The following is a 26,953-nucleotide window of genomic DNA, read 5'->3' as shown; positions in this document are numbered from 1 at the left end:
GATCTGAGCCAGAGCGAAAGAAAAAATAACAGTAGGGATGAGTGATGCAAAAGTTATCAAAATTGAAAAATAGCTTTTCGTTAAGCGATATCAATTTCGGCGGATTTAGTGCTTCGGCTAATTGGGTGGGGTATTTTGAAAAGAAACATGGTTTCTCGCTCTCGCTGGTAGATGAGGCTGTTTCACTATTTGAGGGCTTTTTTGGGGCAAGCAATGAAAGGGTTGTGATTCTTACCGCGCTTTCGTTCGATGACAAAAGAGAGAAAGATAAGGAGGTAATCAGAAGGTATCAGCGTATTTATGAAAAGATGAAATCTAGGCGATTGCTTTTGCCAATGACTAACGAGTATGAAAGTTTTAGGTTTGGGGAGGCTCCCTTGGTCGCAAGCTCTCTAAGCTTTAGTCTTGATTATGCTGACTTCATTGATCTTTCAAGGTTGATGATGTGTTACTCGGGTGTAATAGGATGTCAGTGTTTCTATATTAATCCATCCTTGAGTGTTGCAATTTATCCTCATGAAGATGTGGGCTATGGTTGTATTGCCTTGAATGGAAATGAGAAGGTGTGTCGTGAGTTTCTGACACGTTGTTCAGGAAGTGATAGATTTAAAGTTGTCCTGGATTAGTTTCTGTACGAAGAGAGATGTCGCAAACACCGCATGGAACAATGCCAGCGAGACTTTGGTCGCATAGCTTTTCGCGAGTTTGTCGAAGCGTGTCACGATGCGGCGGTTTTCTTTCAGGCAGCCAAACATGCGCTCGATGATGTTGCGTTGTCGGTACTTGGACCTATAAAAAGGTTCTTCACGGAATCCCGGGAAAGATAGAAACAAGAACGCCGGATGTGGATAAACATAACGGTGGGGTTTGGAAAGGTGCGGACAGTGTTAAAAAACTCGGCAGCCGAAGGACGCGCTCCGGGACCTATGATATAGACTTGAATAGAATTGGTGATTAAATGGGTAATTCGTACAGAGTCACTAAATATAAAGGGGGTGGCAGCGCTGGTGGTTTGTCTTCTCCCGAAAGTGAATGGGCAAGTTACTTAGATGTTGGCGCTAAGGTCGGCCTCGAAGAATATTTGATTATTGAAGGTCAGTACGTAGGGTTTGTCCGAGACGTGTGCAAGCTTTCACACGTGGATCGGTTGGAAGTCCAAGAGCTGGAGGTATTCGTCGAAGAAACTAATTACAAAGATGGTCAGAAAATCGTTTTACCAGATGCGCTGAATGTGGTGAGAGAGGTTTTGCGTGAGCAGATATGGTGTGAGCTTGTCTCTGAGAAGGTAGAGTTCCATTTTGGTTATGATTATTATATGTATGTCATATGCCCCTTTGAGCTGCCGGAGCTATTGAAAGGGGTGCCCACGGAGTTAAATGTCGAGGATTTTGAGTCGCCTTATATATAGGGCCTTTCGCCCCATCGTAGTTCTGTGGCCGCGGCGGGACTGTCAGTGTGTAAATTTCTATTTGGTCGCCTGCAATAAGCCACCGCCCCTAGTGTTCTGTCTCAAAAAAAATTTTCTATTTGACTACTCTTCCAGGGTCAGCCAGGACGTGGGGTGGTGTTATGAGTTCGCAAGAAATCGTGCTCAGTGATGATGAACAACTACGATATCCAGGGCCATCTGTATCGCATCCATGACGAAGCGGGCAACTGGGTTGCGGTTACACGCTGTACGGCTGGGATGGCGACAACCTCGCCTGGGAAAGCTCGCCGCCGCAGGACGAAGGGGAGACCGGGCGGACCGTGCATTACCTGTACGAACCGGACAGCTTCGTGCCCGTCGCGCAGGCGCTGCGCAAGGCACCGATTCGCCTGTTACGGCAGCCGGACTGGCGTGGACGCGAATACGACATCGACCAGGACCCGCTGTGGCAGCACGAAGTGAAGCCGCAGCCGATCGATGCGATTGCCTGGTACCAGTGCGATCACCTCGGTACGCCGATGGAACTGACCGACCACCACGCAGAGGTGGCGTGGGCGGGGCAGTACAAGGCGTGGGGTGACGTGCGCGAGGTGCGCTCGGAGTGGGCCAAGCAGGTTGGGATGAGCAACCCGATTCGCTTCCAGGGGCAGTACCACGATCATGAGACCGGGCTGCATTACAACCGGTATCGGTACTATGATCCGAGGGCTGGGCGGTTCGTGAACCAGGACCCGATCAGCTACGGCGGCGGTTTAAACCTGTATGCCTATGCGCCGAACCCTGTGGAGTGGATTGATCCACTGGGGCTCAACAAATTCGGCAGTGGCAAAGGCGTTCACACTGCAGTGGTAAATGTGCATGATGCTGAAGGTCAACACAACATTGTCTCATGTGTTCTTTACAGTGGAAACATGACTGAGGAAGAAAGAGCCTTAGGATTTCCAAGAAGTTCTCTGGCCAAACATACGGAGGCTAGAGCAGTAAAACAGATACCACTGCAGCAGGGGGATGTTATGGTGATTGATGGGCAGTACCCTCCATGTCCTTCGTGCAAAGGTAAAATGAACAAGGCTTCAGCAACGTCAGGAGCAATAATCAAGTATACCTGGTCAGAAAACGGTGAAACTAAAACATGGATCGCCGGTAAAGGGCGGTAACGAGGGTGACTATGGACAAAAAGTTTTCAGCAAATACCTTTCATGCGGATCATGAGTATGATGTGTTAACGGTCGGCCTTGCAGATGATTCTGAGGATCCAGTGGACTTTATTATCCTCCAAAGATCTGATGAGGTGGATGAGCAGGATCAGGAGTTAGGGCTAGATACTTACTATGTTGAAATTGGAAACCCTGGCGTTGCAGGTTATGGGGGGGTGGACAGAGTAGAGATTTTTTCAGATAGAATTATTTTTAACTTTGTAGGCTCTTGTGATTGGGTTAAGCCTATAAAGGCAATTGAGGTGAATACTTCTGGGGTTTCAGAAGGTGTGAATGACATATATAGCGCTTTGAGCAAAATCTTCCATGGGGATACGCCTCTCGTTCGTTTTTAATGACTTTTAAAATGAGGCGGCGTTTGGTAATTGGAACACAGCGCTAGTTAAGCCACCAGGAGGAAAAACTGCGCTGCTCAGACTCATTTTTTAACTATTTCGGGGGCTTACAGTCAGAGTTGGTGCCAGGTGCTTCGACGATGGCAAGCTCAGCGTCGCGTACAGCTACGACGCCCTGGGCCGTCGCCTGCACAAACACTCGACCGCGCATCACTACGACGATCCCCGTGCGGGCAGTGGCTGGAACCAGATGCAACGCGCCAAGCGCCAGCGCGAACTGGGTTGCGGTTACACCCTGTACGGCTGGGATGGCGACAACCTCGCCTGGGAAAGCTCGCCGCCGCAGGACGAAGGCGAGACCGGGCGGACCGTGCACTACCTGTACGAACCGGACAGCTTCGTGCCCGTCGCGCAGGCGCTGCGCAAGGCACCGATTCGCCTGTTACGGCAGCCGGACTGGCGTGGACGCGAATACGACATCGACCAGGACCCGCTGTGGCAGCACGAAGTGAAGCCGCAGCCGATCGATGCGATTGCCTGGTACCAGTGCGATCACCTCGGCACGCCGATGGAGCTGACCGACCACCACGGAGAGGTGGCGTGGGCGGGGCAGTACAAGGCGTGGGGTGACGTGCGCGAGGTGCGCTCGGAGTGGGCCAAGCAGGTTGGGATGAGTAACCCGATTCGCTTCCAGGGGCAGTACCACGATCACGAAACCGGGCTGCATTACAACCGTTATCGGTACTATGATCCGAGGGTTGGGCGATTCATTGCTCAGGACCCTATTAGTTATGCTGGCGGCCTGAACCTCTATGCATACACTGTAAACCCAACGGTCTGGACTGATCCTCTGGGGTTGGCGGGAAACCCCGCTAACTCGACCCATGTCACTTATCAGGCCATTGATCAAGCAACGGGTAAGCCGTATGTAGGCTACGCCAGTATGCCTGGTGATAAGTCGGCCCCGGAAGTTGTAAAATACAGATATGGTGGGAACTATGAGCGTTTTGGTGGTTCTGCGCCTGAAGTTTTATATCGCGGTTATGGTCAAGATGGTAAAGATACAGCTCGTGGTTTGGAACAGCATTATTTCCTAGCGAACGGCGGTCTTGAGGGAGCTGCGAACCGACAAAATCCAGTTGGAGAAAAGAACGGTCGTCGTACAGAGTACACGGTCGCTGCCAAGAATCATCTCGATTCGCAGGTGGCCATTAGTGGAGTAGTATGTGCAATTTGAGGGGGTGAAGATGAATAAACGGATTGTGTGGAAAGTAGGGGATTTTTTAGTTCTGCAGGTTAGAGATGGGCTTTATACAGTCGCCAATATGGTTGGTAAGACAGTTTTATGTGTGTTCGATGTGTTTCGCACTGAGGACGAATGGAGTGATGTGGATTGGAGAAAAGTTAGGCCGCTATTTCAAGTTTTTGTAGGTAGTGTGGTCCAAAAAAAATTAGGTGTCAGGAAGTTCTCTGTCGAAGGATGGGGTGCTGATATTGTTGTCCCGCAACGATACTGGATTAAGCCATACAGTGTGGCGGATGGTGATCACTTCAAAGGAGGAGGTGATAAGTTTTCATTCTATGGTGGAAAGCTTATAGATGTAGGGGTGGGAGATAATCCGGAGACATATGGGGCTCCGGTTATAAAGCATGACCTTTCTGTTCGGGATGATCGGGATATTATCGAGGCTCATGAGTTGACAAATATGTGGGGTGATCAAGATCTCTCTGATAGGTTGTCGCGCTATTATGATGCTGGAATCAATCGAGATGATTTGAAATTTGAGATATTTCCGGGTTTATGGGATGACAGGGAACAGTTGCGACCGTTGACAAGGCGGTTGCCTATTCCTCTGCGGTAATATTTTAGCGGGTTAGAGTAAGATGGGCGTAGCCAACTACTTAGCGATCAAGTTTTTTGGCCGCAAGTGGGCTGTACCATGTCTATATCGCGGCATGAATCTGGAAGGGGATGGCAGCAGCGCCCACGCCAAGGCTATAAGTGAATGGGCTCGGCCCGCCAGGGCGACCAGCGCCAGGAAGAAACCTTTGCCTACGACGGCAACGGCAAGCTGATCCAGGCCATCAATGCCGACAGCAAGCTGCAATGGTTCCATGACGAAGCGGGCAACCTCATTTGATCCGGCTCGCCGGCAATGAAGCCGGTACAGGCATCTATACTCACCTGCCCAGCCTCCGTCCAAAGGACTGCACCCATGGCCCTCGAAAAACAAGGCACGTGCCTCTGTGGTGCCACCCGCCTCAGCGTCACGGTCGATAACACCCATATCAGCGCCTGCCACTGCAGCATGTGCCGCAAGTGGACCGGAGGTCCGCTGCTGGTGGTTCACTGCAGCCAGCCACCGACATTCGAAGGACGCTCTCCTAGCGTCTACGACTCTTCTGAGTGGGCACAGCGCGGTTTCTGTGGCCAGTGCGGCACGCACCTGTACTACCGACTCAAGGCAAACGACTTTTATGCGGTGCCGGTCGGTTTGCTCGATGGCGATGAGACCTGGGATTTCGACCTGCAGATTTTCGTCGAACAGAAACCAGCCTGGTACTGTTTCGCCAATCAGACCAAGGAGCTGACCGGCGAGCAGGCCTTCGAACAGCTCGGCTGACCCGTACCGTGCAATACTCGCGAGCTTGCCAAACCACTGCATTCCTGAGAAAAGGGCGGCTTTGATTTTTACCGTTGGAGCATGCCATGAGCAGCGAACTGCAGATCATCGACCTTGAACAAGGCGACGGCAAAGCCGTGGTCAAGGGCGCATTGATCACCACCCAATATACCGGCTGGCTGGCCGACGGCAGCGAGTTCGACTCATCGTGGTCGCGTGGCAAGCCGTTTCAGTGCGTCATCGGCACCGGCCGCGTGATCAAGGGCTGGGATCAAGGCCTGATGGGCATGCGCGTTGGCGGCAAACGCAAGTTGCAAGTGCCGGCCCATCTGGGCTACGGCGAGCGTAGCGTTGGCGCGATTCCGCCGAACTCGGACCTGACGTTCGAGATCGAGTTGCTGGAAGTGCTGACGCGGGATGATTGATACCTAGGCAATCGCGCAATTGGATTCGGATGTCTGGCAAGGAAGCGGCATGAGCCAACGAGTAACGATAATCGGCGGTGGGGTGATTGGCCTGGCGACGGCCTATGCGTTGGTGCGCGAGGGCTTGTCGGTCGACCTGATCGAAGCACGTGACAGCCTGGCCAGTGCCACGAGTTTTGCCAATGGCGGGCAGCTGTCCTATCGCTATGTCGCGCCGCTGGCCGATGCGGGGGTGCCCTGGCAGGCACTGGGTTGGTTGCTTCAAGGAGACTCGCCCTTGCGCCTGCGCTTGCGACTGGACTCGGCGCAATGGCGCTGGCTGGCCGCGTTCATGCTGGCCTGTCGGCGTTCGGTGAACCGGCGCAATGCCCACGTGCTGCTGGATTTGGCCCTGCACAGCCAGGCCGCGCTGCAGCGCTGGCGTGAGGAAGACGGACTGGCGAATTTTGCCTGGCGGCGCAATGGCAAGCTGGTCGCTTTTCGTAGCGAGCGCGCTTTTACCCTTGGGCGTGATCATCTGCTGGACCCAACACGCCAGCAGGTGCTGGGGGCCACAGAACTGCGGGCGCTCGAGCCGTCACTGCTCGAAACACCTTTCATCGGGGGGGTGTATACGCCAGATGAGGAGGTCGCCGATTGTCATCGTTTTTGCCAACGACTGGCCGAGCGTCTACGTGCCTCGGGGTTGTGCCGTTTTCTACTGGGCAAGCCGGTTAGCCGCTTGATCAGGCGCAATGATAAGGTGATCGGGTTGCAACTCGGTCATGAGCAGTTGGACGTGGAGCACCTGGTTTTATGCGCGGGGTATCGCAGCCCAGGGCTGGCTTTGCCAGGGTTGAAACTGCCGATCTATCCACTGAAGGGCTACAGCCTGACCGCGCCGATTGCGCCGAGCCATCGAGCGCCACAGGTGAGCATCACCGACTATGAGCGCAAGATCGTGTATGCACGGTTGGATGAGCAACTGCGCGTCGCGGCGATGGTGGATATCGTTGGGTTCGACGAGTCCGTGGATGCGCGCAGGTTTCAGAGCATGCTTCGGATGGCCCGCAGCACGTTGCCTGGGGCGGCCGATTATGGCCAGGCGGTGGAGTGGGCGGGGATGCGTCCTGCGACACCGACCGGGGTGCCGATCATCGGTGCAACGGTTTATCGCAACCTCTGGTTGAACCTCGGGCATGGGGCCTTGGGCTTTACCTTGGCCTGCGGTAGCGGGGAGCGGCTGGCGCGGATGTTGGTTTGAAGTTACCGGCCCTATCGCCGGCAAGCCGGCGCCAATGAGATGCCAGTAGGCGCCGGCCTGCCGGCGATAGGGCCAGTACCGACAGCCGATCTGTCAGCGCCCGAGCCGCATCGGCCAACCCACCACCTTCTTCACCCGCGGCGTCGCGTAGGTCCGCACCTTGGACGTGCTCAACCCCATCCGCACCAGCGATTCGGCGATGGTCAACGCCGCGCTCACACCATCGACCACCGGCACGCCGGTGCGCTGGCGGATCTGCTCGTCGAGCCCGGCCATGCCGCCGCAACCCAGGCAGATCACCTCGGCCTTGTCCTCGCGCACGGCGCGTTCGGCCTGCTCGACAATAGCCTCCACTGCACGCTGCGGGTCGGCCTCCAGCTCAAGCACTGCCAGGCCACTGGCGCGCACCGACGCACAGCGGTCGTACAGCCCGGAAAGCTTCAAGCGGTCCTCTATCAGCGGCACGGTGCGGTCCAGGGTGGTGACCACCGAATACGCATGGCCCAGGTACATCGCGGTGCTGGCGGCGGCATCGGTGATGTCCACCACCGGCACGTTCAGCAGCTCTTGCAGGCCTTCGCGGCCATGCTCGCCGTAGCCAGCCTGGATCACCGCATCGTAGGGGCCTTCATAGGCCAGCACGCGGTCCATGACCGCAATGGCGGCCAGGTAGCTCTCGAAGTTGCCTTCCACCGATTCGGCGCCGAACCAGGGGGTCAGGCCGACGATCTCGGTGCCGGGCGCGGCCACGCTGCGAGCCTGTTCGGCGATGGCCTCGGTGATGGCTTCGGTGGTGTTGACGTTGGCGATCAGAATACGCATGGACGATCCTCCTTGATCAATGGCTGCTGTGGTCGACGGCGATGCACTCACCGCTGACATCGTGGTATTGGCCGTTGCGCGGCGCGATCAGCAGATAGAGCGCGGCCGCGATGCCGGCGCCGATCAGCCAGGAGAAGGGCGCGATGCCATGGAAGTTGGGCACCAGGGCCAGGACGATGGCCAGCAGTGCGGACGGGGTGAAGGCGGCAACGGCGCGTAGATTGATGCCCTTGCTGTAGTGGTAGGCGCCGGTCGGGTTCTCGCTGTAGAGCTCCGGCACGTTGATGCGGCCTTTGCGCAGCAGCCAGTAGTCGGCCATGATCACGCCGTACAGTGGGCCGAGCAGGGCGCCGAGGCCAGACAGGAAGTACACGATCACCAGCGGGCTGTTGTACAGGTTCCACGGCAGGATCAGCACCGCCAGCGTGGCGCTGATCAGCCCGGCGCGGCGGAAGTTCAGGTGGCGTGGGGCCAGGTTGCTGAGCACGAACGCCGGGGCGACGAAGTTGGCCATGATGTTCACCGCCACGGTGACGATCAGGAAGGCCAGGCAGCCCAGTACCAGGAACGGAGTGTTGGGGATACTGGCGACGATCTGGGTCGGGCTGTCGATGATCTGGCCATTGATCTGGAACTGCGCGCCACACAGCACCACGGTGATGGCGGCGAACACCAGGATGTTCACCGGCAGGCCCCAGAAGTTGCCCACGCGGATGGTCTTGCGGCACGGCGAAGAGCGAGCGAAGTCGCAGAAGTTCAGCACCAGGGTGCCATAGATCGCCAGCCACAGCGCACCGCCAGCGAAAATGTTGCGCCACATCTCGTAGCCGGACAGCGGTTCGGCCACCGACCAGGCGATGCGAGCGTCGGCCTTGAAGTACATGAACACGGCCAGGGCCGCGACCGTCAGCAGGATCACCGGGCCGGCGAAAGCCTCATAGCGGCGAACCATCTCCATGCCGTAGGCGAGGATCACCAGTTGCACCAGCCAGATCGCCACGAAGCATACCCAGCCCAGGCTCGACAGCCCCAGGATGCTGTCGTGGTCGTAGGCCGCCAAGTGCGGCCAGACGGCCGTCAGCAGCACACGCAGGACCACCGATGCGAGATAGGTCTGGATGCCGAACCAGGCGATGGCAATGACCGCGCGGATCAGTGCCGGAATCTGCGCGCCATGGATGCCGAAGGCGATACGGCTGATGACCGGGAAAGGCACGCCGGTTTTCTGTCCCATGTAGCCGGACAGGTTCATGAAGAAGTACACCAGCGCCGCACCGATCGCCAGCGACAGGAGGATTTGCCAGCCACCCAGGCCCAGGGCGAACAAACCCATGGCAAAGGAATAATTGGCGATGTTGTGCACATCATTTGTCCACAACGCGAAGATACTGTACCCGCCCCAGCGCCGACCCTCGGCTCGCGTCGGAGCCAAGTCGCGATTGTGCAGGCGTGGGCTGAGTTCGATTGCCGGCGCACCACCGGCAACAGGGGAGGGAGGGTTGGCGCTGACAACGGATAGTTCAGGGGCAAGGTCGAGGCTGGTACTCATTCCGGCAGGCTCCTGATGCGCGTGGACTGCGATGAGCGGGCATGCGCACGGGCTCGCCATCTCGTCGGTGCAGCGTTGGCATCACTGGGTTCTGGGCGCGACAGACGGGTTTGGACCGGCGTCGCGGGTTATTGTGTATTTATGTTTTGCATCGTTTGTATACAAAGCACAAGCACACAAAAGCGAGTTCCGTGCCAGGCAAAAGTCAACGCCAGGAATGATGCTTAATAGAAGTAACGAAACTGAGCCGTAACTTGATGAAAATAAAGATTTATAAGTTGACCAGTTGAACAGTTTTATTTTTTTTCAGCACTAGTTAGTTGATCGAGTGGTCAAATTCAGGGGTTGGTGTTGTGTAACGTATTGGGGCGTTACTTAATAAAGTGCACACAAAAATGGCACCTATGGTTACATTATTGTGTACAAAAAATAGTCAGGTTTTGCGGTGGCCTTTTCAACGGCAGCCGGCTCCTGCAGGTTCGCCGTCGTCCGCCGAGGGCCGGCTGGCGGGCGATGAGGATGCTCATTCCATGGGCGGCAGCCGCCGTTTCACCGGACTTTTCTTGATGATCGCGGTGTTGGTCTCAGCCAGCACATTGATACGGTCGAGCACAGTGTCGAGCTGCTCCATCGAGCGCACATGCAGCCGGGCGATGAAGCAGTCTTCACCGGTGACCTTGTCGCACTCGGTGAACTCGGGAATGGCGATGATCTGGCGCTCCACCTCTTGCAGCTGCCCCGGCAACGGGCGGATGCGTACGATGGCCTGTAACTGGTAACCGAAGCAGCGCGGGTCGACGTCCACGGTGTAGCCACGCAACACACCGCGCTCTTCGAGGCGGCGCAGGCGTTCGCTGACGCTGGGGGCCGACAGGCCGCTGAGCTGCGCCAGCGCCTTGAGCGAGCGGCGGGAGTCCTCCATCAAGGCGTTGATCAAGCATTGGTCGATGGCGTCGGTCATTTTTGCCTCGTAAGGTTTTCTTGAGATCTTGCCTTGATAGTAAAGGCGTTCTCATGGATTTGCCTTGGATAACCGCTGGAAGGTCATCGTTCGCCCTCTGCATACTGTCGCCATCGTCAACCGGAGGTGTGAGATGGACAGTTCACTACGCCGCGGCTCATTGGAAATGGTCGCCGCCATGCTGATTTCGGGAACCATTGGCTGGTTCGTGCTGGTGTCCGGGCAACCGGTGCTGGAGGTGGTGTTCTGGCGCTGTGTGTTCGGCACCGGCACGTTACTGGTGATTTGCGCGGCGTTCGGTTTTCTCAGGCCGGGAGTCATCAGCCGTACTGCCGTTGTGTTGGCGATTGCCAGTGGGGTGTCCATCGTTGGCAACTGGGTGTTGCTGTTCGCGTCCTATTCGCGAGCTTCCATCGCCATCGGCACAGCGGTGTACAACGTGCAGCCCTTCATGCTGGTGGGGCTGGCGGCACTGTTCCTAGGTGAGAAAATCACCTTGCCCAAGGTGACTTGGCTCAGTGTGGCGTTCCTGGGCATGTTGGCTATCGTCAGTGCCCACGGTGCGGGGCAGGCCAGCGGTGATCAGTACCTGCTCGGGATTGCCCTGGCTTTGGGCGCAGCGTTGCTCTATGCGATCGCTGCGTTGATCATCAAACGCCTGAGCGGCACGCCGCCCCACCTGATTGCGTTGATCCAGGTGGCCACTGGGGTACTGCTGCTGGCGCCCTGGGTGGGGATGGGTGGGTTGCCTGGCGAGCCTTCGGCGTTGGGTAGCCTGGTGACCTTGGGCATCGTTCACACCGGGCTGATGTACGTGCTGCTGTACAGCGCGATCCAGCGTCTGCCCACGGCATTGACTGGGGCGTTGTCGTTCATCTACCCGATTGCAGCGATCCTGGTTGACTGGGTGGCCTTCGGGCACCGGCTGGCGCCGTTGCAATGGTTGGGTGTGGCGTTGATTCTGCTGGCGGCGGCGGGGATGCAGCAGGGGTGGTGGTTCCGTTCGGCGCAGGTCGCGGTAAAAGAATGAGGTGCGTTGCCGACCGTTTCGCGGGTACGTAGCGGTCCTGTGGCAGCGGGTTTACCCGCGAAGCGGTCGGCAGCGGTAGAATGGCTCCTTTTATTCGCTTGCGACCCGCCATGACTTCGCCGATCCACACCCTCGAACAGCATCTGCTCAGCGCCCTTGACCCAGCCCCCCAGGAAACCCGTCGCCTGTTCCATGGCCGTGGTCGGTGCTGGCCGGGCCTGGAGCAGATCACGGTCGACTGGTTGCAAGGCGTGCTCTCGGTTGCACTGTTCCGCGAGCCGCCTGAAGGTCAGCTCGCGGAACTGCAAGCCATGCTGCAAGCGCTTGCCGAACGCCCACAGTGGACAGGCCAGGCCATTCTCATTCAGCACCGTTATCTGCCGGACAGCCCTGGCCAGTGGCTGGTGGGCGAACCTTGCCAACAGCGCGAAGTGATCGAGGACGGTTTGACCTACCTGCTCGACCTCGGTGTGCGGCAGAACAACGGACTGTTTCTGGACATGCGCTACGGCCGGCGCTGGGTGCGCGAACAGGCCGCCGGCAAGCGGGTGCTGAACCTGTTTGCCTATACCTGTGGTTTCTCCGTGGCGGCCATTGCCGGCGGGGCCCAGCAGGTGGTGAATCTGGACATGGCCAAGTCCGCTTTGTCCCGCGGCCGCGACAACCACCGGCTCAATGGCCACGATGCTTCACGGGTGGCATACCTGGGGCATGAGTTGTTCAAGTCGTGGGGCAAGGTGCGCAAGTACGGGCCGTATGACCTGATCATCATCGATCCGCCTACCTTCCAGCGTGGGAGTTTCGTGCTGACCCAGGATTACGCGAAGATCCTGCGGCGTTTGCCTGAGATGTTGAGCGAGGGCGGCACTGTGCTCGCCTGTGTCAACGACCCGGGCATTGGGCCGGAGTTTCTCATTCAAGGGATGGCCGAACAGGCGCCGAGGCTGCAGTTCGTGGAGCGGCTGGACAACCCGCCGGAGTTTCCGGATGCGGACCCGGCGGGTGGGCTGAAGGCACTGGTGTTCCGTCAGGGATGACGGTGTCAGGGCCTGCAATCGGTTATTGGCCAGTGTAGATCTGGTCGAACACGCCACCATCGTTGAAGTGGGTCTTCTGGACTGTGCGCCAGTCACCGAAGGTCTTCTCCACCGAGAGGAAGTCGACTTTCGGGAAGCGGTCGGTGTACTTGGCCAGTACCGTGGCGTCACGCGGGCGCAGGTAGTTCTGCGCGGCGATTTCCTGGGCCGCTGGCGACCACAGGTACTTCAGGTACTCCTCGGCCACGGCTTGGGTGCCTTTCTTGGCCACTACCTTGTCCACCACGCTGACTGGTGGTTCGGCTTCGGCCGACACACTTGGGTAAACCACTTCGAACTGGTCGCGGCCAAATTCGCGGGCGATCATCTCCGCCTCATTCTCGAAAGTTACCAGCACATCGCCGATCTGGTTTGTCATGAAGGTGGTAGTCGCGGCGCGGCCACCGGTATCGAGCACCGGTGCCTGCTTGAACAGCTTGCCGACGAAATCGCGGGCCTTGGTTTCGTCACCCCCCTGCTTGAGCACGTAGCCCCAGGCCGAGAGGTAGGTGTAGCGGCCGTTACCCGAGGTCTTGGGGTTGGGCACGATCACCTGCACGCCGTCCTTGAGCAGGTCGGGCCAGTCTTTCAGTGCCTTGGGGTTGCCCTTGCGCACGATGAACACGGTAGCCGAAGTGAACGGCGCGCTGTTGTTCGGCAGGCGGGTCACCCAGTTGTCCGGCACCAGCTTGCCGTTGTCGGCCAGGGCGTTGATGTCGGTGGCCATGTTCATGGTGATGACATCGGCCGGCAGGCCATCGATCACCGCACGTGCCTGCTTGCTGGAACCGCCGAAGGACATCTGCACGTTGACCTTCTCTTTGTGCTCGGCTTCCCAGTGCTTCTGGAAGGCCGGGTTGTAGTCCTTGTAGAAGTCGCGCATCACGTCGTAGGACACGTTGAGCAGGGTGGGGGCGGCCTGGGCGAGGTTGCCCAAGGCCAGGCCTGCGGCGAGCAGCGAGGCGGTGAAGAGTCTTTTCACGTTGCTTCCTTGTTCTTGAAGATTATCGGGGCAGATTGCCAGCGACTATAACGGGTGGGTTTGTAGGGGTTAAAGAACAAAAACGACTTTGGTTATGCTTTTGCCAGTGCCGGCCTCTTCGTGGGTAAACCCGCTCCTACAGGGGCCGCGCGCAGTTTGGGCCTGTGGTGATCCTGTGGGAGCGGGTTTACCCGCGAAAGGGTCGGTCCAGGCAACCTCATTGTTTGGGAAACAGCACATTCCCACACCGGGAACAGAACGCCGCGCCATGCTCATGGCTCTTCTTGCTGCAGGTCGGGCAATCGTGCTGCAGTTGCTCCCCGCGCATGGCATTGGCCAGTTCGGCGGTAAAGATCCCGGTTGGCACGGCGATGATCGAGTAACCAATGATCATCACCAGGGACGACACCACTTGCCCCAGCGGCGTCTTCGGCACGATGTCGCCAAAGCCCACCGTGGTCAGGGTAACGATGGCCCAGTAAATGCCTTTGGGAATGCTGGTAAAGCCATGCTCGGGTCCTTCGATCACGTACATCAAGGTGCCGAACACCGTGACCAGGGTCGACACGCTGACCAGGAACACGATGATCTTCTGCTTGCTGCCCCGCAACGCCTCGATCAGGTAATGGGCCTGCTTGAGGTAGGGGCTGAGCTTGAGCACCCGGAAGATCCGCAGCATCCGGATCACCCGAATGATCAGCAGGTATTGGGCATCGCTGTAGTACAGCGCGATGATCCCCGGCACGATCGCCAGCAGGTCGACCAGGCCATAGAAGCTGAAGGCATAGCGCAAGGGTTTGGGCGAGCAGTACAGGCGGGTGAGGTACTCGGCCAGGAAGATCGCGGTAAAGCCCCACTCGATGCCGGCCAGCAGGCCGGCGTAGCCCTGATGCACCTCGTCGATGCTGTCAAGGATGACGGTGACCAGGCTGGCCAGGATGATCAGCAGGAGGATCTTGTCGAAGCGCCGGCCGGCTACGGTGTCGGTCTGGAAGACCATGATGTAGAGGCGTTCGCGTAAGGATTGCGGGCTGGGCATGTGAAGAAGATTCCGGTGACATGAAATTCAAGCCTAGATGGTCTTTGTCTGGGCTAGCAACATAACGAAGATCGGAGCCAACCTGGTAGAAGTGCCAGTTTCGTTTATCTGCCCTGCGATTCAGTATAAGTGTAAAGGCGAAGCTGCTTTTGGAGAAGGAAATGAACGATAGGATCGGCACAGCCCAAAGGTCAATCAATTCATCAGCCTATTCAGTCTATGGCTACTTGGGTAACGACATACGTGGTCATCGACTGGGTTACAACGGGCAGTTACTGGATTGCGCAGTACAAGGGTATCTGCTGGGGAACGGGAACCGAGTATACAGCCCGGTTCTGATGCGTTTCTGCAGTCCGGATGTATTGAGCCCCTTCAAGGCCGGAGGGGTCAATGCTTATGCATATTGTGGAGGCGATCCGGTCAATTTCATCGACCCCCAAGGTAGTCATCGATATAAAAGTAATTGGACGGCTTTCGAACCGGCTTTCCAACAAATCGATAACAGTAAATATCGAATTCGGGGTTTTTCATATGACCCAGCAGCTCCCAAGGGCAAACGCATCCAGTCATTTGTTGCAAAATCGTTAAATGGAAAGGTTTGGGAGCGTCTGGATCCGGATGCGGAGTTCCGTGGAAGATTCTATGTAAGTGGGGATCGACGCCTATTCATCCGTGAGCATCTTGTTTCTGCCGAGGGTATTGGTTTAGAACCATTTAAAGCTATCAAAAAGTTCACTGAGGAAGGATTCACGCTGATGACAGTCAATCCGAGATGCGTACGAATGGGAGAAAATAGCGAACTGAAATATTCTCCCGACACGATTGTCATCAACGATTCAGGCATGACTGATTATTCGAAACTGACCCTGCCTGGGCTGGCAGCTGCCATACGTAAAGGGCGACCCGGAACATCACCTCATAGTTAGCAGCCAGCATACTGTTCAACTGGGGATGCCTTTGCTATTGACCGGCCGGGTACTCAACCGATGAGCATGGACCAGATGATTCCCAATCACCAGCGTACCCAGAGCAGTGAAATTGGCGAAGTGGAGCATAGGATGAGGCAAAGTCAGGGAGCAGCGGGAACTGCAGGCAATTGTAGATCGGGTGTTTGCTTTCGGTGAGGCCTAGGCTCTGTACGAAAAGCCTTGAAACTCGGTGATGCTGCGTTGAAAACAGCCTCGGAACGCTCGTTTACAACCCGTAAACTCCGCTTCCTCGGCTGTTTTCGCCTTGCCTGACCTTCGTCTCAAGACTTTTCATACAGACCCTGGTAAATATGACTGCTTGTCTGTGAGAGCCTGGCACATCCGATGTGCCTAAGCCATCAATTGGGTAGACGCAAGGAGTTACGACGCAGCAAAAGTTGCCAGAGCTGGTTACCTGAATGCATTAGCCAGCAGGCCAGTACAAAAGGGGCTGTCAGTCCTGAAATGGGCATCACGTTCAACAGCGCTTGCAGCAACAGGGCCAGGGCAATCGCCAGCAGTGTCACCCACGGTTTTTCACCCTGTCGGCTAAAGGCCAATGCCGCGAGTGCGGCATTGAAACCATAAAGGCCAAACCATGTGGCCTGAGCTTGATCGGCGAGCAGTCCCACGCCGCCACCGATGGCCGAGCCGATCACTGCCCACAGCGCGGCATAAGGGTTGGCGATGAACATGCCGACGATGATCAGCAAGCCAGCCAGCGGCTGGTCGAGCAGGAAGATCTGGCCCACACCGCGCGCCAACGCGTACAGCGGGTCGGCCTCGACGAAGCCGCTGGGCGAGGGGCTGGCGATCAGCAGTGTGGCCCAGCCCAGCAGCACGAAGGGTGCAGTGTAGGCGACCAGCAGCTTGCCGCCGCGCTTGCGCCACTGGTGGGTGATGATGCTGGACAGGCCGCCGGCGGCGATGATCAGTGGCGGCAGGATGGCTGACCAGGGCAGCACGGCGGTGATCAGGATGCCGATCAACACGCCGTTGTAGCAGTACAGCCCGGCCTGGCGGTCGGCACGGTCGTAGCCGCGGGCTTGCGCGGTGAGCAGCCCGGCCAGGGCGCCGAGCAGGGCACCACCGACCAGGTTCGGGGCGGTCAGCAGTATGGCCAGCAGGCAGCACAGGCCGCACAGGGGGTTGCGCAGCAGCAGCACCTGGCTGAAGCCGTTGAGTAACGCCGTGGCCCAGTCAGGGCACGGGTTGACGAAATTTTTGGTGTACATCGGGGCAGTCAGTGAGGTTGATGGGAGGGCGGTGGGCCTCTTTTGGGCCTCGGTTTTCCGCATGTCTGTTGTATTTGTGTATGGGGAGGGCTTTGCCCTCCATCGCAGGCTTCGCCAGCTCCTACAGGGGTATCGCGAAAATCCTGTAGGAGCCGGCGTACCGGCGATGGGCTGTCAGATCAAGGTCTCGATCCGCAGCGTGTTAGTCGACCCGGGCTTGCCGAAAGGCACGCCGGCAGTGATCAGCAACGTGTCGCCACGGCTGGCCATGCCTTGCGCCTGGGCAATCTCCAGTGCGGTCGAGCAGATCTCATCCACTTGGCGCAGGCGGTCGTTGACCACCGAGTGTACGCCCCAGGCTACGCTCAGGCGCCGCGCGGTGTTCAGGTTCGGTGTCAGGTTTAGGATCGGTGCCCGTGGCCGCTCGCGTGCCGCGCGCAGGGTCGAGGCGCCCGACTCGCTGTAGTTGACCAGCACCGCTACCGGCAGGATGCCGCTGATACGGCGGATGGCGCAGCTGATGGCGTCCGACACGGTGGCCTCGGCCTTCGGCCGGCCAACGTCGAGCTGGGCCTGGTAGTCCGGGCCGTTCTCCACCTGGCGGATGATTTTGCTCATCATCTGCACGGCTTCCAGCGGGTAGTCCCCCGAGGCGGTCTCGGCCGACAGCATCACCGCATCGGCACCTTCGGCCACGGCGTTGGCCACGTCGGTGACTTCGGCACGGGTCGGCGCGGGCGAGAAGCGCATGGATTCGAGCATCTGCGTGGCCACCACCACCGGTTTGCCCAGCTGGCGGCAGGTGCCGATGATGCGCTTCTGGATCTGCGGCACGCTTTCGGCCGGCACTTCCACACCCAGGTCGCCACGGGCCACCATGATCGCATCCGCAAGCTCTGCGATGGCTTGCAGCTGTTCGACTGCCGATGGCTTTTCGATCTTGGCCATCAGGTAGGCGCGATCGCCGATCAGCTGGCGCGCTTCGACGATGTCCTCAGGGCGCTGCACGAACGACAGGGCCACCCAGTCCACACCCAGCTCCAGGCCGAAGGCCAGGTCGCGGCGGTCCTTTTCGGTGAGTGGCGAGAGGTCGAGCACCGCTTGCGGCACGTTGACACCCTTGCGGTCGGACAGCTCGCCACCGGCCAGGACTTCGGTGTCGATGGCATCGCTGTGCTTGGCGGTCACGCGTAGGCGCAGCTTGCCATCGTCCAGCAGCAGGTCCATGCCCGGTTCAAGGGCTGCGATGATCTCTGGGTGCGGCAGGTTGACCCGACGGCTGTCGCCCGGGGCCTTGTCCAGGTCCAGGCGCAGCGCCTGGCCGCGTTGCAGTTGGACCTTGCCTTCGGCAAAGCGGCCGACACGAAGCTTAGGCCCTTGCAGGTCCATGAGGATGCCCAGCGGATAGTTCAGCTGCTGCTCGACCTCACGAATCCACTGATAGCGCAGGGCGTGGTCGGCATGCTCGCCGTGGCTGAAGTTGAGGCGGAAGATGTTCACCCCGGCTTCGACCAGCTGGCGGATGTCGTCGATGCCTTTGATCGCAGGGCCGAGGGTGGCGAGGATCTTAACTTTTTTATCAGGCGTCATGATTGGGCAGTCTCGAGAATCAGGATGGCGCGGAAGTCGTTGACGTTGGTGCGGGTCGGCTCGGTGACGATCAGCGCATCCAGCGCGGCGAAGTAGCCATAGCCGTTGTTGTTGTCCAGCTCGTCACTGGCCGACAGGCCCAGCGCCTCGGCGCGGGCGTAGCTGCTCGGGGTCATGATGGCGCCGGCGTTTTCTTCCGAGCCATCGATGCCGTCGGTGTCGCCGGCCAGGGCGTACACGCCCGGCAGGCCTTTGAGGCTTTCGGTGAGGCTCAGCAGGAACTCGGCATTGCGCCCGCCACGGCCGTTACCGCGTACGGTCACGGTGGTCTCGCCGCCGGAGAGAATCACGCAGGGCGCCTTGAGCGGTTGGCCATGCTGGACGATCTGTCGGGCGATACCGGCATGCACCTTGGCCACTTCGCGCGATTCGCCTTCCAGGTCGCCGAGGATCAGCGGGCTGAAGCCTGCCTGGCGAGCTTTGACCGCTGCGGCCTCCAGTGACTGCTGGGGTCTGGCGATCAGTTGGAAGTGGCTGCGTGCCAGGGCCGGGTCATCGGCCTTGACCGTTTCCGAGGCCGGGTTGTTGAGCCAGTCGATGACGGCCTTGGGGGCTTCGATGTTGTAGCGCTTGAGGATGGCCAAGGCATCGGCCGAAGTGCTCGGGTCCGCCACGGTGGGGCCGGAAGCGATGACCGTGGCCAGGTCGCCCGGCACGTCCGAGATGGCATAGGTGTACACGGTGGCCGGCCAGCAGGCCTTGGCCAAGCGACCGCCCTTGATCGCCGACAGATGCTTGCGCACGCAATTCATCTCACCGATGGTAGCGCCGGACTTGAGCAGTGCCTTGTTGATCTGTTGCTTGTCGGCCAGGGTCAGTCCCTCGGCCGGCAAGGCCAACAGGGCGGAGCCGCCGCCGGATAGCAGGAAGATGACGCGGTCGTCTTCGGTCAGGTCGCTGACCAGATCGAGCACGCGCTTGGCCACGGCGAGGCCGGCGGCATCGGGGACCGGGTGGGCGGCTTCGACCACCTCGATCTTCTGGCAGTTGGCGCCGTGGCCGTAGCGAGTCACGACCAGCCCGGAGACTTCGCCCTGCCAGCTCTTTTCGACCACTTCGGCCATGGCGGCTGCGGCCTTGCCGGCGCCGATGACGATGACCCGACCGCTACGGTCGGTGGGCAAGTAGGGTTCGAGGACTTGGCGCGGGTGGGCGGCGGCGATGGCTGTGTCGAACAGCTCGCGGAGAAGTTTTTGCGGATCGACCGACATGGCAGGCTCCCAATTGTTTTTGTTCTGCAGAATCGAAAACGCCCCTGGAACTGCCTCCGTGCAGGCCGAACCAGGGGCGGGTGTTGCTCGGGTCACTGCCTGGCCTGTGGTCGCAGGTCAGGCAGCGTGTGCTTCATCGCGAGCTACGCTCGCTCCTAGAGGTCGCGGATCGAGAAGTTGGCCATGTGCTCCAGGCCCTTGATCAGCGCGGAGTGGTCCCAGTTGCCGCCGCCCAGCGCCACGCAGGTGCTGAATACTTGCTGGGCATTGGAGGTGTTGGGCAGGTTGATGCCCAGTTCCTTGGCGCCTTGCAGGGCCAGGTTCAGGTCCTTCTGGTGCAGGTTGATGCGGAAGCCTGGGTCGAAGGTGCCTTTGATCATGCGCTCGGCGTGCACTTCAAGGATCTTCGACGAAGCGAAGCCGCCCATCAGAGCTTCACGGACCTTGGCAGGGTCCGCGCCGTTCTTGGCAGCGAACAGCAGGGCTTCGGCAACGGCCTGGATGTTCAGGGCGACGATGATCTGGTTGGCGACCTTGGCGGTCTGGCCGTCGCCGTTACCGCCGACGCGGGTGATGTTCTTGCCCATGGCTTCGAACAGCGGCAGGGCGCGCTCGAAGGCTTTCGGGCAGCCACCGACCATGATGCTCAGGGTCGCGGCCTTGGCGCCGACTTCACCGCCGGATACCGGCGCGTCCAGGTAGGCAGCGCCGGTGGCCTTGATCTTCTCGGCGAAGACTTTGGTCGCGGTGGGCGAGATCGAGCTCATGTCGATCACTACCTTGTTTGGACCTACGCCCTCGACAACGCCGTTCTCATCGAACAGCACGCTTTCGACCTGTGGGGTGTCCGGCACCATGACGATGATGAACTCGGCTTCCTGGGCCACTTCCTTCGGGTTGGCCAGGGCCACTGCGCCAGCGGCGATCAGGTCGGCAGGGGCGGCGTCGTGGTGGGTGGAAACGAAGATGCTGTGACCTGCTTTTTGCAGGTTCTGGGCCATGGGTTTGCCCATGATGCCGGTGCCGAGGAAACCGATTTTAGCCATGAGAAATTACCTCTTTTATATTTGTTCGCATTCCCGGTGGGAGCAAAGGATTCAGATCGCGTTGTGCGTTTTCAGCCAGCCCAGGCCAGCTTCGGTGGTGGTCAGCGGCTTGTACTCCGCGCCCACCCAGCCCTGGTAGCCGATGCGGTCCAGGTGCTCGAACAGGAAGCGGTAGTTGATCTCGCCGGTACCGGGTTCGTTGCGGCCCGGGTTGTCGGCCAGCTGGATGTGGTTGATCAATTTCAGGTTGGCTTCCAGGGTGCGAGCCAGGTCACCTTCCATGATCTGCATGTGGTAGATGTCGTATTGCAGGAACAGGTTGTCGCTACCCACCTCGGCCTGGATTTCCAGGGCTTGCTGGGTGTTGTTCAGGTAGAAGCCTGGAATGTCGCGGGTGTTGATCATTTCCATGACCAGGCGAATACCGGCGGCCTTGAGCTTGTCGGCGGCGTAGCGCAGGTTCTCGACGAAGGTCTTGCGCACAGTGGCGCAGTCCGGACCTTGCGGGCGAATGCCGGCCAAGGCGTTGACCTGGGTGTTGCCCAGCACCTTGGCGTACTCGATGGCCTTGTCGACACCTGCACGGAATTCTTCGACCCGATCAGGGTGGCAGGTGATACCGCGCTCGCCCTTCGCCCAGTCGCCCGCTGGGAGGTTGAACAGCACCTGGGTCAGGCCGTGGGCATCGAGCTGCTGCTTGATTTCGGCAGCGCTGAAGTCGTACGGGAAGAGGTATTCGACGCCGCTGAAGCCAGCGTCGGCGGCAGCCTTGAAGCGGGCCAGGAAGTCCTGTTCGGTGAACAGCATGGACAGGTTGGCAGCGAAGCGAGGCATGAGTGGTCTCCTTGCGATGAAGGCCCCCAGTTCAAGCCTGGGGGCGTCAGGCGATCAGTCCAGCAGCGAGATGGCGGTCGGTGCGTCGTTGCCGACCAGGGCGAGGTCTTCGAACTCGTTGACCGCGTTGATCTCGGTGCCCATGGAAATGTTGGTCACACGCTCGAGAATCACTTCGACCACCACCGGCACGCGGAACTCTTCGGCCATTTTCTGCGCCTTGAGTAGGGCAGGGGCGATCTCACCCGGCTCGAACACGCGAATGGCCTTGCAGCCCAGGCCTTCGACCACGGCGACGTGATCGACACCGTAGGTGGCGGCGTCGGTGGCGTTGATGTTCTCGAACGCCAGTTGTACACAGTAATCCATGTCGAAGCCACGCTGAGCCTGGCGGATCAGACCCAGGTAGGCGTTGTTCACCAGCACGTGGACGTATGGCAGGTTGAACTGCGCGCCCACGGCCAGTTCTTCGATCATGAACTGGAAGTCGTAGTCACCCGACAGCGCAACCACTTTGCGCTTTGGATCGGCCTTGACCACACCGAGGGCGGCAGGGATGGTCCAGCCCAGCGGGCCGGCCTGGCCGCAGTTGATCCAGTGGCGTGGCTTGTAGACGTGCAGGAACTGCGCGCCAGCGATCTGCGACAGGCCGATGGTGCTGACGTAGCAGGTGTCTTTGCCGAAGACCTGGTTCATTTCTTCGTAGACGCGCTGCGGCTTGACCGGCACGTTGTCGAAGTGGGTCTTGCGCTGCAGGGTGGCCTTGCGCTCCTGGCAGTCTTCCAGCCAGGCTTTGCGGCATTTGAGCTTGCCAGCGGCTTTCCACTCGCGGGCGACTTCCAGGAACACGTCCAGCGCCTTGCCGGCATCGGAAACGATCCCCAGGTCCGGGGTGAACACGCGGCCGATCTGGGTTGGCTCGATGTCGACGTGGATGAACTTGCGGCCTTCGGTGTAGACGTCGACGGAACCGGTGTGGCGGTTGGCCCAACGGTTACCGATACCGAACACCAGATCGGATTTGAGCAGGGTGGCGTTGCCGTAGCGGTGCGAGGTCTGCAGGCCGACCATGCCGACCATCTGTGCGTGGTCGTCCGGGATGGTGCCCCAGCCCATCAGGGTCGGGATCACCGGCACGCCGGTCAGCTCGGCGAACTCGACCAGCTTGTCGCTGGCATCGGCGTTGATGATGCCGCCACCGGCCACCAGCAGCGGGCGCTCGGCGTCGTTGAGCAGGGCCAGGGCCTTTTCAGCCTGTACGCGGGTAGCGGACGGCTTGTGGACTGGCAGCGGCTCGTAGGCGTCGATGTCGAATTCGATTTCGGCCATCTGCACGTCGAACGGCAGGTCGATCAGCACTGGGCCTGGGCGGCCGGTGCGCATTTCATAGAAGGCCTTCTGGAAGGCGTAAGGCACCTGGCCGGGTTCCAGAACGGTGGTGGCCCACTTGGTGACCGGCTTGACGATGTTGGTGATGTCGACGGCCTGGAAGTCTTCCTTGTGCAGGCGGGCACGCGGCGCCTGGCCGGTGATGCAGAGGATCGGGATGGAGTCGGCCGAGGCGCTGTACAGGCCGGTGACCATGTCGGTGCCGGCAGGGCCGGACGTACCGATGCACACGCCGATGTTGCCCGGATTGGCGCGGGTGTAGCCCTCGGCCATGTGGGAGGCGCCTTCGACGTGACGAGCGAGGACGTGATCGATGCCACCGACTTTCTTCAGGGCCGAGTACAGCGGGTTGATGGCTGCCCCCGGGATGCCGAACGCGGTATCTACACCTTCACGGCGCATGACCAGAACGGCTGCATCGATTGCTCTCATTTTGCTCATGGTTTGTGCCTCATTGATTTTGTAATTGTATACAACTTGCTTTGTGCCAGAGTGTATTCACGCCTGGCGGCTCAGGTCAATGGATTTTCATCGGGGCAGTTCGCTTTCGTTCGAGCGCCCGTGAAAACGGCTGTTTGCGTGATCGCATACGATCGTTTCAAATTATTGTATACAAAAATATTCGCGGTTGTGTTCTATTTGTCCTATCGGTTTTCAACTGCCCTCAGGGCTTCTCACAACAAGAAGAGGACCTTTCCATGAACGCTTTGAACCTCAAAGCCGCTGTCAGCCTGGTGAACGCCGCGCTGGCTGCGGGCCGCAAGATCAATTCCGCGCCGCTGACGGTGGCGGTGCTGGACGCCGGCGGGCACCTGCTGGCGTTGCAGCGCGAAGATGGGGCGAGCCTGATTCGCCCGGAGGTAGCCATGGGCAAGGCATGGGGCGCGATTGCGCTGGGCAAGGGCTCGCGTTTGCTGGCGTTGGATGCGCAGCAGCGCCCAGCGTTTTTCGCGGCATTGAATGGGTTGGGTGAGCGGCCGGTGGTGCCGGCTCCAGGTGGCGTGCTGATTCGTGATCAGGACGGGAAAGTGCTGGGGGCGGTAGGGATCAGTGGAGATACGTCGGATATCGACGAGCAGTGCGCGATCAGTGCGATCGAAGAGATCGGGTTGAAGGCGGATGCCGGGGTAGCTGCCTGAATCTCGATTGCCGGCTCTGACCTATTCGCGGACAAGCCTGCTCCCACAGAGACTGTAGGAGCGGGCTTGTCCGCGAATGGCGCCAGGTGGTTCAGGCCACCTCAGGCTCACAGCCTTTGAGTACCATCCGGATGATAGTCTCCGCCGCCGCGTCATAATCGCTGTCGGCCAGCTTGGCCTTGCCGGTCACCGCCGAGATCTGCCAGTCGAAGTCGGCATAGGTCTGGGTCGCGGCCCAGATGCTGAACATCAGGTGGTGCGCATCCACATGGGCGATCTGCCCACGGTCGATCCAGCGCTGGATGCACTCGATGTTGTGGCGTGCCTGCTCGTTCAATTGCTCTACCTGACTCGGCGACAGGTGCGGTGCGCCATGCATGATCTCGCTGGCGAACACTTTCGAAGCGTGCGGCAGGTCGCGGGAGATGCGGATCTTCGAGCGAATGTAGGAACTCAGCACTTCTCTGGGGTCGCCATCGGCATTGAACGGCGTCGACGCCTGCATGATCGGGGCGATGATGCTTTCCAGGACCTCGCGGTAGAGGTTGTCCTTGGACTTGAAGTAGTAATACACGTTCGGCTTGGGCAGGCCGGCCTTGGCCGCGATATCGCTGGTCTTGGTGGCGGCGAAGCCCTTGTCGGCGAATTCCTCGCTGGCCGCGCGCAGGATCAGTTCCTTGTTGCGCTCGCGAATGGTGCTCATTGTCGGGGCTCTTCCTCGTGTCTGGCCACCTCTAAGAGGGATCGGGCATGGTAGCACCGGCCCCAATGGGCGCTCAAGGCAGCGACTTTCGGCTAGAATCTGGCCCATTCAACTTATTCGGAACCGGCAATCATGGCAGGAAGCAGTCTACTGGTGCTGATCGACGACATCGCCACGGTGCTCGATGACGTCTCGGTCATGACCAAGGTCGCGGCGAAGAAGACTGCGGGCGTGCTGGGTGACGACCTGGCGCTCAATGCCCAACAGGTCACTGGCGTACGTGCCGAGCGAGAGATCCCTGTGGTGTGGGCGGTGGCCAAGGGGTCGTTGGTCAACAAGCTGATCCTGGTCCCTGCGGCGCTGCTGATCAGTGCGTTCATTCCATGGGCGGTTACGCCGCTGTTGATGGTCGGCGGCGCCTACTTGTGCTTCGAGGGTTTCGAGAAGCTGGCGCACAAGTTCCTGCACAGCAAGGAGGAGGACGCCGCCGGGCACGATGCGCTCAAGGAGGCGGTGGCCGATACCAACGTCGACTTGGTGGCGTACGAGAAGGACAAGATCAAGGGCGCGGTGCGCACCGATTTCATTCTGTCGGCCGAAATCATCGCCATCACCTTGGGTACCGTCGCCGATGCGCCGCTGACCCAGCAGATCATCGTGCTGTCGGGCATTGCCATCGTCATGACCATCGGCGTGTACGGGCTGGTGGGCGGTATCGTCAAGCTCGATGACCTGGGGCTGTGGATGACTCAGAAAACGTCGCGCATGGCCCAGGCTATCGGCAATGGCATCCTGCGCGCGGCGCCTTACATGATGAAAAGCCTGTCGGTGATCGGCACCGCGGCAATGTTCCTGGTCGGCGGCGGGATCCTGGTACACGGCATCGCGCCGTTGCATCACGCCATCGAAGCGTTCAGTGAAGGGCGCGGTGGGGCGCTGACCGGCGCGTTGCTCAATGGTGTGGCCGGCGTGGTGGCGGGGGGCGTGGTATTGGCAGCGGTCGCGGTGGCTGGGAAGCTGTGGCGCGCTGTCCGGCCTTCGCGCTGAGTGGCATGGATCGCCGGCAAGCTGGCTCCTAAGGGTTATGTCCAATGACAGTGGGAGCTCGCTTGCCGGCGATGGGCCGCAATGCGGCCCCGATGATCAGAAGTGAACCTTGACCAGGAAGCTTGCAGTGTTCTGGTCGGTGGTGAACGCATCGGAATCCTTGATCCCGTACTTGTTCTTCCAGTAGTCGTACTCGAAGCCGACGTACAACTGCTTCTCGCCCAGGTGCAGGGCCTTGCCCAGATCGTATTTCACCTGCGGGTTGAAGTGCAGGTTGGCGTGATACTCGCCGCGGCGATTCTCATCATTGTCGACTACCCAGTCCATGAAGCCGTCGATCAGGATGTCGGACGAGCCCACGGGAATGGTGTACGACCAAACCGGGGTGATCTGCCAGACATTGTCACCGGCGCGGCTGCCGTCGGTGGTGCGCTGGTAGAAGTTCAACTGGAAGTAGTCGAAGCCTGGAATATCCAGGTCGAAGCCTGGGCCGATCAGGTACGACTCGCTGTCCCCTTCGCCGAACTCATAGGTCATGGCCAGCAGCACGTCCTTGACCGGGCCGAACTCCAGCTTCTGGTCGAAGATCTTGCCGAACGACAGGCGAGGGCTGATCTCGCCGTAGTAGGTGTTCGGGCCATTGTTGGCGTCCGTCTTGCCCTGGTAGAAGATCTTGTCGACGAAGATGAAGTTGTCGCCGTACTTCCACGCGTCCGCGTGCTCGAAGGTGACGGTTTGCTGGATCTCTGGGTTGACCTTGAAGTTCTTGCCCCACAGATAGGTGAGGCTGTTGTTCTGCCACTGCAGCAGGTCACCGGCGAAGGAGGTGCCGCAGGCCATTAGGCCGCCCGCGAGAATCAGGCTGTTGATGGTACGCATTGCGAGTGTCGCTCCCTTGATTGGATTGTTGTCAGCGCGTGGTGTTGGCGCTTTTTTTTGTCTTTTGAGTCAGTTTTTTTCGATTAGCCACAGTTGTTTGGCAAGAGCTGCGCCAACTTT

27 protein-coding genes and 3 pseudogenes are annotated in these 26,953 nt (G+C 59.3%); 16 read left to right on the top strand and 14 right to left on the bottom strand.

Annotation, left to right across the window (positions count from 1 at the left end):
- Positions 1-44: 44 nt before the first annotated feature.
- Positions 45-626: a hypothetical protein gene (locus tag P3R38_RS17190; protein WP_104881419.1), complete on the top strand. Its 582-nt coding sequence runs from the start codon at positions 45-47 to the stop codon at positions 624-626.
- Here the strand turns inward: P3R38_RS17190 and P3R38_RS17185 are convergent.
- Positions 623-797 (bottom strand): annotated as a pseudogene (locus P3R38_RS17185) (transposase); the annotation flags it as partial. The gene P3R38_RS17190 and the pseudogene P3R38_RS17185 sit on opposite strands and share 4 nt — an antisense overlap.
- Before the next feature lie 47 nt (positions 798-844).
- On the opposite strand from P3R38_RS17185, the gene P3R38_RS17180 reads away from it, so the two are divergent.
- The 10 genes and pseudogenes from P3R38_RS17180 to P3R38_RS17135 all read left to right on the top strand — a co-directional run bounded on the left by P3R38_RS17180 (position 845) and on the right by P3R38_RS17135 (position 7,273).
- Positions 845-958, top strand: coding sequence for a toxin C-terminal domain-containing protein (locus P3R38_RS17180; RefSeq protein WP_252189408.1), 114 nt, complete (start codon positions 845-847; stop codon positions 956-958).
- On the top strand, positions 959-1,408 hold the full coding sequence (locus P3R38_RS17175; RefSeq protein ID WP_277686458.1) for a hypothetical protein: 450 nt from the start codon (positions 959-961) through the stop codon (positions 1,406-1,408).
- Between the two features lie 245 nt (positions 1,409-1,653).
- Positions 1,654-2,586: pseudogene (locus P3R38_RS17170) on the top strand (RHS repeat-associated core domain-containing protein); the annotation flags it as partial.
- 11 nt (positions 2,587-2,597) lie between these two features.
- The gene (locus P3R38_RS17165) at positions 2,598-2,981 is read left to right on the top strand and encodes an Imm10 family immunity protein (protein WP_277686457.1); all 384 of its coding nucleotides are present in this window, start codon (positions 2,598-2,600) and stop codon (positions 2,979-2,981) included.
- Positions 2,982-3,114: 133 nt separating this feature from the next.
- Positions 3,115-3,843, top strand: a pseudogene (locus P3R38_RS17160) (RHS repeat-associated core domain-containing protein); the annotation flags it as partial.
- 385 nt (positions 3,844-4,228) lie between these two features.
- On the top strand, positions 4,229-4,843 hold the full coding sequence (locus tag P3R38_RS17155) for a hypothetical protein (protein ID WP_277686456.1): 615 nt from the start codon (positions 4,229-4,231) through the stop codon (positions 4,841-4,843).
- Between the two features lie 144 nt (positions 4,844-4,987).
- Entirely contained in the window at positions 4,988-5,122 is a 135-nt protein-coding gene (locus P3R38_RS17150) for a hypothetical protein (RefSeq protein ID WP_277686455.1), read from the top strand.
- Positions 5,123-5,197: 75 nt separating this feature from the next.
- On the top strand, positions 5,198-5,605 hold the full coding sequence (locus P3R38_RS17145) for a GFA family protein (protein ID WP_104883428.1): 408 nt from the start codon (positions 5,198-5,200) through the stop codon (positions 5,603-5,605).
- Between the two features lie 86 nt (positions 5,606-5,691).
- Entirely contained in the window at positions 5,692-6,030 is a 339-nt protein-coding gene (locus tag P3R38_RS17140) for an FKBP-type peptidyl-prolyl cis-trans isomerase (protein ID WP_023381473.1), read from the top strand.
- 49 nt (positions 6,031-6,079) lie between these two features.
- A complete protein-coding gene (locus P3R38_RS17135; protein WP_027907564.1) occupies positions 6,080-7,273 on the top strand; it encodes a D-amino acid dehydrogenase in 1,194 nt (397 codons plus the stop codon).
- A 93-nt stretch (positions 7,274-7,366) separates the two neighbouring features.
- Here the strand turns inward: P3R38_RS17135 and P3R38_RS17130 are convergent, their stop codons facing one another.
- From P3R38_RS17130 to P3R38_RS17120, 3 genes are all read right to left on the bottom strand, one after another.
- Positions 7,367-8,095 (bottom strand): aspartate/glutamate racemase family protein, encoded by a 729-nt coding sequence (locus P3R38_RS17130; RefSeq protein ID WP_023381471.1) that lies wholly within the window; start codon positions 8,093-8,095, stop codon positions 7,367-7,369.
- A gap of 16 nt (positions 8,096-8,111) precedes the next feature.
- Positions 8,112-9,644 carry an NCS1 family nucleobase:cation symporter-1 gene (locus P3R38_RS17125; RefSeq protein WP_277686454.1) on the bottom strand — a complete coding sequence of 511 codons (1,533 nt, stop codon included), beginning with the start codon at positions 9,642-9,644 and terminating at the stop codon, positions 8,112-8,114.
- 523 nt (positions 9,645-10,167) lie between these two features.
- Entirely contained in the window at positions 10,168-10,605 is a 438-nt protein-coding gene (locus P3R38_RS17120) for an Lrp/AsnC family transcriptional regulator (RefSeq protein WP_023381469.1), read from the bottom strand.
- Positions 10,606-10,738: 133 nt separating this feature from the next.
- On the opposite strand from P3R38_RS17120, the gene P3R38_RS17115 reads away from it, so the two are divergent.
- Both P3R38_RS17115 and P3R38_RS17110 read left to right on the top strand, forming a co-directional pair.
- Complete coding sequence (locus P3R38_RS17115) at positions 10,739-11,635, top strand: DMT family transporter (RefSeq protein WP_023381468.1); 897 nt, start codon at positions 10,739-10,741, stop codon at positions 11,633-11,635.
- Between the two features lie 110 nt (positions 11,636-11,745).
- On the top strand, positions 11,746-12,672 hold the full coding sequence (locus tag P3R38_RS17110; protein WP_104881429.1) for a class I SAM-dependent methyltransferase: 927 nt from the start codon (positions 11,746-11,748) through the stop codon (positions 12,670-12,672).
- Positions 12,673-12,694: 22 nt separating this feature from the next.
- Here the strand turns inward: P3R38_RS17110 and P3R38_RS17105 are convergent, their stop codons facing one another.
- A complete protein-coding gene (locus tag P3R38_RS17105) occupies positions 12,695-13,693 on the bottom strand; it encodes a sulfate ABC transporter substrate-binding protein (protein ID WP_023381466.1) in 999 nt (332 codons plus the stop codon).
- Between the two features lie 217 nt (positions 13,694-13,910).
- Positions 13,911-14,732: an ion transporter gene (locus tag P3R38_RS17100; RefSeq protein WP_277686453.1), complete on the bottom strand. Its 822-nt coding sequence runs from the start codon at positions 14,730-14,732 to the stop codon at positions 13,911-13,913.
- A gap of 161 nt (positions 14,733-14,893) precedes the next feature.
- Here P3R38_RS17100 and P3R38_RS17095 point away from each other — a divergent pair, with 161 nt between their 5' ends.
- Entirely contained in the window at positions 14,894-15,658 is a 765-nt protein-coding gene (locus tag P3R38_RS17095; RefSeq protein WP_277686452.1) for an RHS repeat-associated core domain-containing protein, read from the top strand.
- 401 nt (positions 15,659-16,059) lie between these two features.
- Here the strand turns inward: P3R38_RS17095 and P3R38_RS17090 are convergent, their stop codons facing one another.
- The 6 genes from P3R38_RS17090 to gcl form a co-directional block, all read right to left on the bottom strand.
- Positions 16,060-16,935, bottom strand: a complete 876-nt coding sequence (locus tag P3R38_RS17090) for an urea transporter (protein ID WP_277686451.1) — start codon at positions 16,933-16,935, stop codon at positions 16,060-16,062.
- Between the two features lie 174 nt (positions 16,936-17,109).
- Complete coding sequence (pyk, locus tag P3R38_RS17085; RefSeq protein ID WP_023381462.1) at positions 17,110-18,525, bottom strand: pyruvate kinase; 1,416 nt, start codon at positions 18,523-18,525, stop codon at positions 17,110-17,112.
- Positions 18,522-19,796 (bottom strand): glycerate kinase, encoded by a 1,275-nt coding sequence (locus P3R38_RS17080; RefSeq protein ID WP_023381461.1) that lies wholly within the window; start codon positions 19,794-19,796, stop codon positions 18,522-18,524. The genes pyk and P3R38_RS17080 overlap by 4 nt, the downstream gene beginning before the upstream one ends.
- Positions 19,797-19,951: 155 nt before the next feature.
- The gene (locus tag P3R38_RS17075) at positions 19,952-20,842 is read right to left on the bottom strand and encodes a 2-hydroxy-3-oxopropionate reductase (protein ID WP_023381460.1); all 891 of its coding nucleotides are present in this window, start codon (positions 20,840-20,842) and stop codon (positions 19,952-19,954) included.
- Between the two features lie 51 nt (positions 20,843-20,893).
- Positions 20,894-21,676, bottom strand: a complete 783-nt coding sequence (gene hyi, locus P3R38_RS17070; RefSeq protein ID WP_027907562.1) for a hydroxypyruvate isomerase — start codon at positions 21,674-21,676, stop codon at positions 20,894-20,896.
- Between the two features lie 54 nt (positions 21,677-21,730).
- Positions 21,731-23,506 carry a glyoxylate carboligase gene (gene gcl, locus P3R38_RS17065; protein WP_023381458.1) on the bottom strand — a complete coding sequence of 592 codons (1,776 nt, stop codon included), beginning with the start codon at positions 23,504-23,506 and terminating at the stop codon, positions 21,731-21,733.
- 257 nt (positions 23,507-23,763) lie between these two features.
- Here gcl and P3R38_RS17060 point away from each other — a divergent pair, with 257 nt between their 5' ends.
- Entirely contained in the window at positions 23,764-24,204 is a 441-nt protein-coding gene (locus tag P3R38_RS17060) for a heme-binding protein (RefSeq protein WP_023381457.1), read from the top strand.
- Positions 24,205-24,295: 91 nt separating this feature from the next.
- Here P3R38_RS17060 and P3R38_RS17055 read toward each other — a convergent pair whose 3' ends face one another.
- Entirely contained in the window at positions 24,296-24,907 is a 612-nt protein-coding gene (locus P3R38_RS17055; RefSeq protein WP_023381456.1) for a TetR/AcrR family transcriptional regulator, read from the bottom strand.
- Positions 24,908-25,039: 132 nt separating this feature from the next.
- On the opposite strand from P3R38_RS17055, the gene P3R38_RS17050 reads away from it, so the two are divergent.
- Entirely contained in the window at positions 25,040-25,954 is a 915-nt protein-coding gene (locus P3R38_RS17050) for a DUF808 domain-containing protein (RefSeq protein WP_104881433.1), read from the top strand.
- Between the two features lie 96 nt (positions 25,955-26,050).
- On the opposite strand, the gene P3R38_RS17045 is transcribed toward P3R38_RS17050, so the two are convergent.
- Positions 26,051-26,833, bottom strand: a complete 783-nt coding sequence (locus P3R38_RS17045) for an outer membrane protein OmpK (protein WP_104881434.1) — start codon at positions 26,831-26,833, stop codon at positions 26,051-26,053.
- Positions 26,834-26,953: the final 120 nt, after the last annotated feature.

The sequence above is a fragment of the Pseudomonas sp. NyZ480 genome (assembly GCF_029537255.1).
Lineage (GTDB): Bacteria > Pseudomonadota > Gammaproteobacteria > Pseudomonadales > Pseudomonadaceae > Aquipseudomonas > Aquipseudomonas taiwanensis.
Note: the sequence above shows the minus strand (reverse complement) of the source record. Positions and strands in the feature narration are given on the sequence as shown.

What these genes read in the sequence shown, in the direction of transcription:
- P3R38_RS17190 (WP_104881419.1), top strand. Translation starts at nt 45, where the DNA reads ATGCAAAAGTTATCAAAATTGAAAAATAGCTTTTCGTTAAGCGATATC.
- P3R38_RS17175 (WP_277686458.1), top strand. Translation starts at nt 959, where the DNA reads ATGGGTAATTCGTACAGAGTCACTAAATATAAAGGGGGTGGCAGCGCT.
- P3R38_RS17165 (WP_277686457.1), top strand. Translation starts at nt 2,598, where the DNA reads ATGGACAAAAAGTTTTCAGCAAATACCTTTCATGCGGATCATGAGTAT.
- P3R38_RS17155 (WP_277686456.1), top strand. Translation starts at nt 4,229, where the DNA reads ATGAATAAACGGATTGTGTGGAAAGTAGGGGATTTTTTAGTTCTGCAG.
- P3R38_RS17150 (WP_277686455.1), top strand. Translation starts at nt 4,988, where the DNA reads ATGGGCTCGGCCCGCCAGGGCGACCAGCGCCAGGAAGAAACCTTTGCC.
- P3R38_RS17145 (WP_104883428.1), top strand. Translation starts at nt 5,198, where the DNA reads ATGGCCCTCGAAAAACAAGGCACGTGCCTCTGTGGTGCCACCCGCCTC.
- P3R38_RS17140 (WP_023381473.1), top strand. Translation starts at nt 5,692, where the DNA reads ATGAGCAGCGAACTGCAGATCATCGACCTTGAACAAGGCGACGGCAAA.
- P3R38_RS17135 (WP_027907564.1), top strand. Translation starts at nt 6,080, where the DNA reads ATGAGCCAACGAGTAACGATAATCGGCGGTGGGGTGATTGGCCTGGCG.
- P3R38_RS17130 (WP_023381471.1), bottom strand. Translation starts at nt 8,095, where the DNA reads ATGCGTATTCTGATCGCCAACGTCAACACCACCGAAGCCATCACCGAG.
- P3R38_RS17125 (WP_277686454.1), bottom strand. Translation starts at nt 9,644, where the DNA reads ATGAGTACCAGCCTCGACCTTGCCCCTGAACTATCCGTTGTCAGCGCC.
- P3R38_RS17120 (WP_023381469.1), bottom strand. Translation starts at nt 10,605, where the DNA reads ATGACCGACGCCATCGACCAATGCTTGATCAACGCCTTGATGGAGGAC.
- P3R38_RS17115 (WP_023381468.1), top strand. Translation starts at nt 10,739, where the DNA reads ATGGACAGTTCACTACGCCGCGGCTCATTGGAAATGGTCGCCGCCATG.
- P3R38_RS17110 (WP_104881429.1), top strand. Translation starts at nt 11,746, where the DNA reads ATGACTTCGCCGATCCACACCCTCGAACAGCATCTGCTCAGCGCCCTT.
- P3R38_RS17100 (WP_277686453.1), bottom strand. Translation starts at nt 14,732, where the DNA reads ATGCCCAGCCCGCAATCCTTACGCGAACGCCTCTACATCATGGTCTTC.
- P3R38_RS17095 (WP_277686452.1), top strand. Translation starts at nt 14,894, where the DNA reads ATGAACGATAGGATCGGCACAGCCCAAAGGTCAATCAATTCATCAGCC.
- P3R38_RS17090 (WP_277686451.1), bottom strand. Translation starts at nt 16,935, where the DNA reads ATGTACACCAAAAATTTCGTCAACCCGTGCCCTGACTGGGCCACGGCG.
- pyk (WP_023381462.1), bottom strand. Translation starts at nt 18,525, where the DNA reads ATGACGCCTGATAAAAAAGTTAAGATCCTCGCCACCCTCGGCCCTGCG.
- P3R38_RS17080 (WP_023381461.1), bottom strand. Translation starts at nt 19,796, where the DNA reads ATGTCGGTCGATCCGCAAAAACTTCTCCGCGAGCTGTTCGACACAGCC.
- P3R38_RS17075 (WP_023381460.1), bottom strand. Translation starts at nt 20,842, where the DNA reads ATGGCTAAAATCGGTTTCCTCGGCACCGGCATCATGGGCAAACCCATG.
- hyi (WP_027907562.1), bottom strand. Translation starts at nt 21,676, where the DNA reads ATGCCTCGCTTCGCTGCCAACCTGTCCATGCTGTTCACCGAACAGGAC.
- gcl (WP_023381458.1), bottom strand. Translation starts at nt 23,506, where the DNA reads ATGAGCAAAATGAGAGCAATCGATGCAGCCGTTCTGGTCATGCGCCGT.
- P3R38_RS17060 (WP_023381457.1), top strand. Translation starts at nt 23,764, where the DNA reads ATGAACGCTTTGAACCTCAAAGCCGCTGTCAGCCTGGTGAACGCCGCG.
- P3R38_RS17055 (WP_023381456.1), bottom strand. Translation starts at nt 24,907, where the DNA reads ATGAGCACCATTCGCGAGCGCAACAAGGAACTGATCCTGCGCGCGGCC.
- P3R38_RS17050 (WP_104881433.1), top strand. Translation starts at nt 25,040, where the DNA reads ATGGCAGGAAGCAGTCTACTGGTGCTGATCGACGACATCGCCACGGTG.
- P3R38_RS17045 (WP_104881434.1), bottom strand. Translation starts at nt 26,833, where the DNA reads ATGCGTACCATCAACAGCCTGATTCTCGCGGGCGGCCTAATGGCCTGC.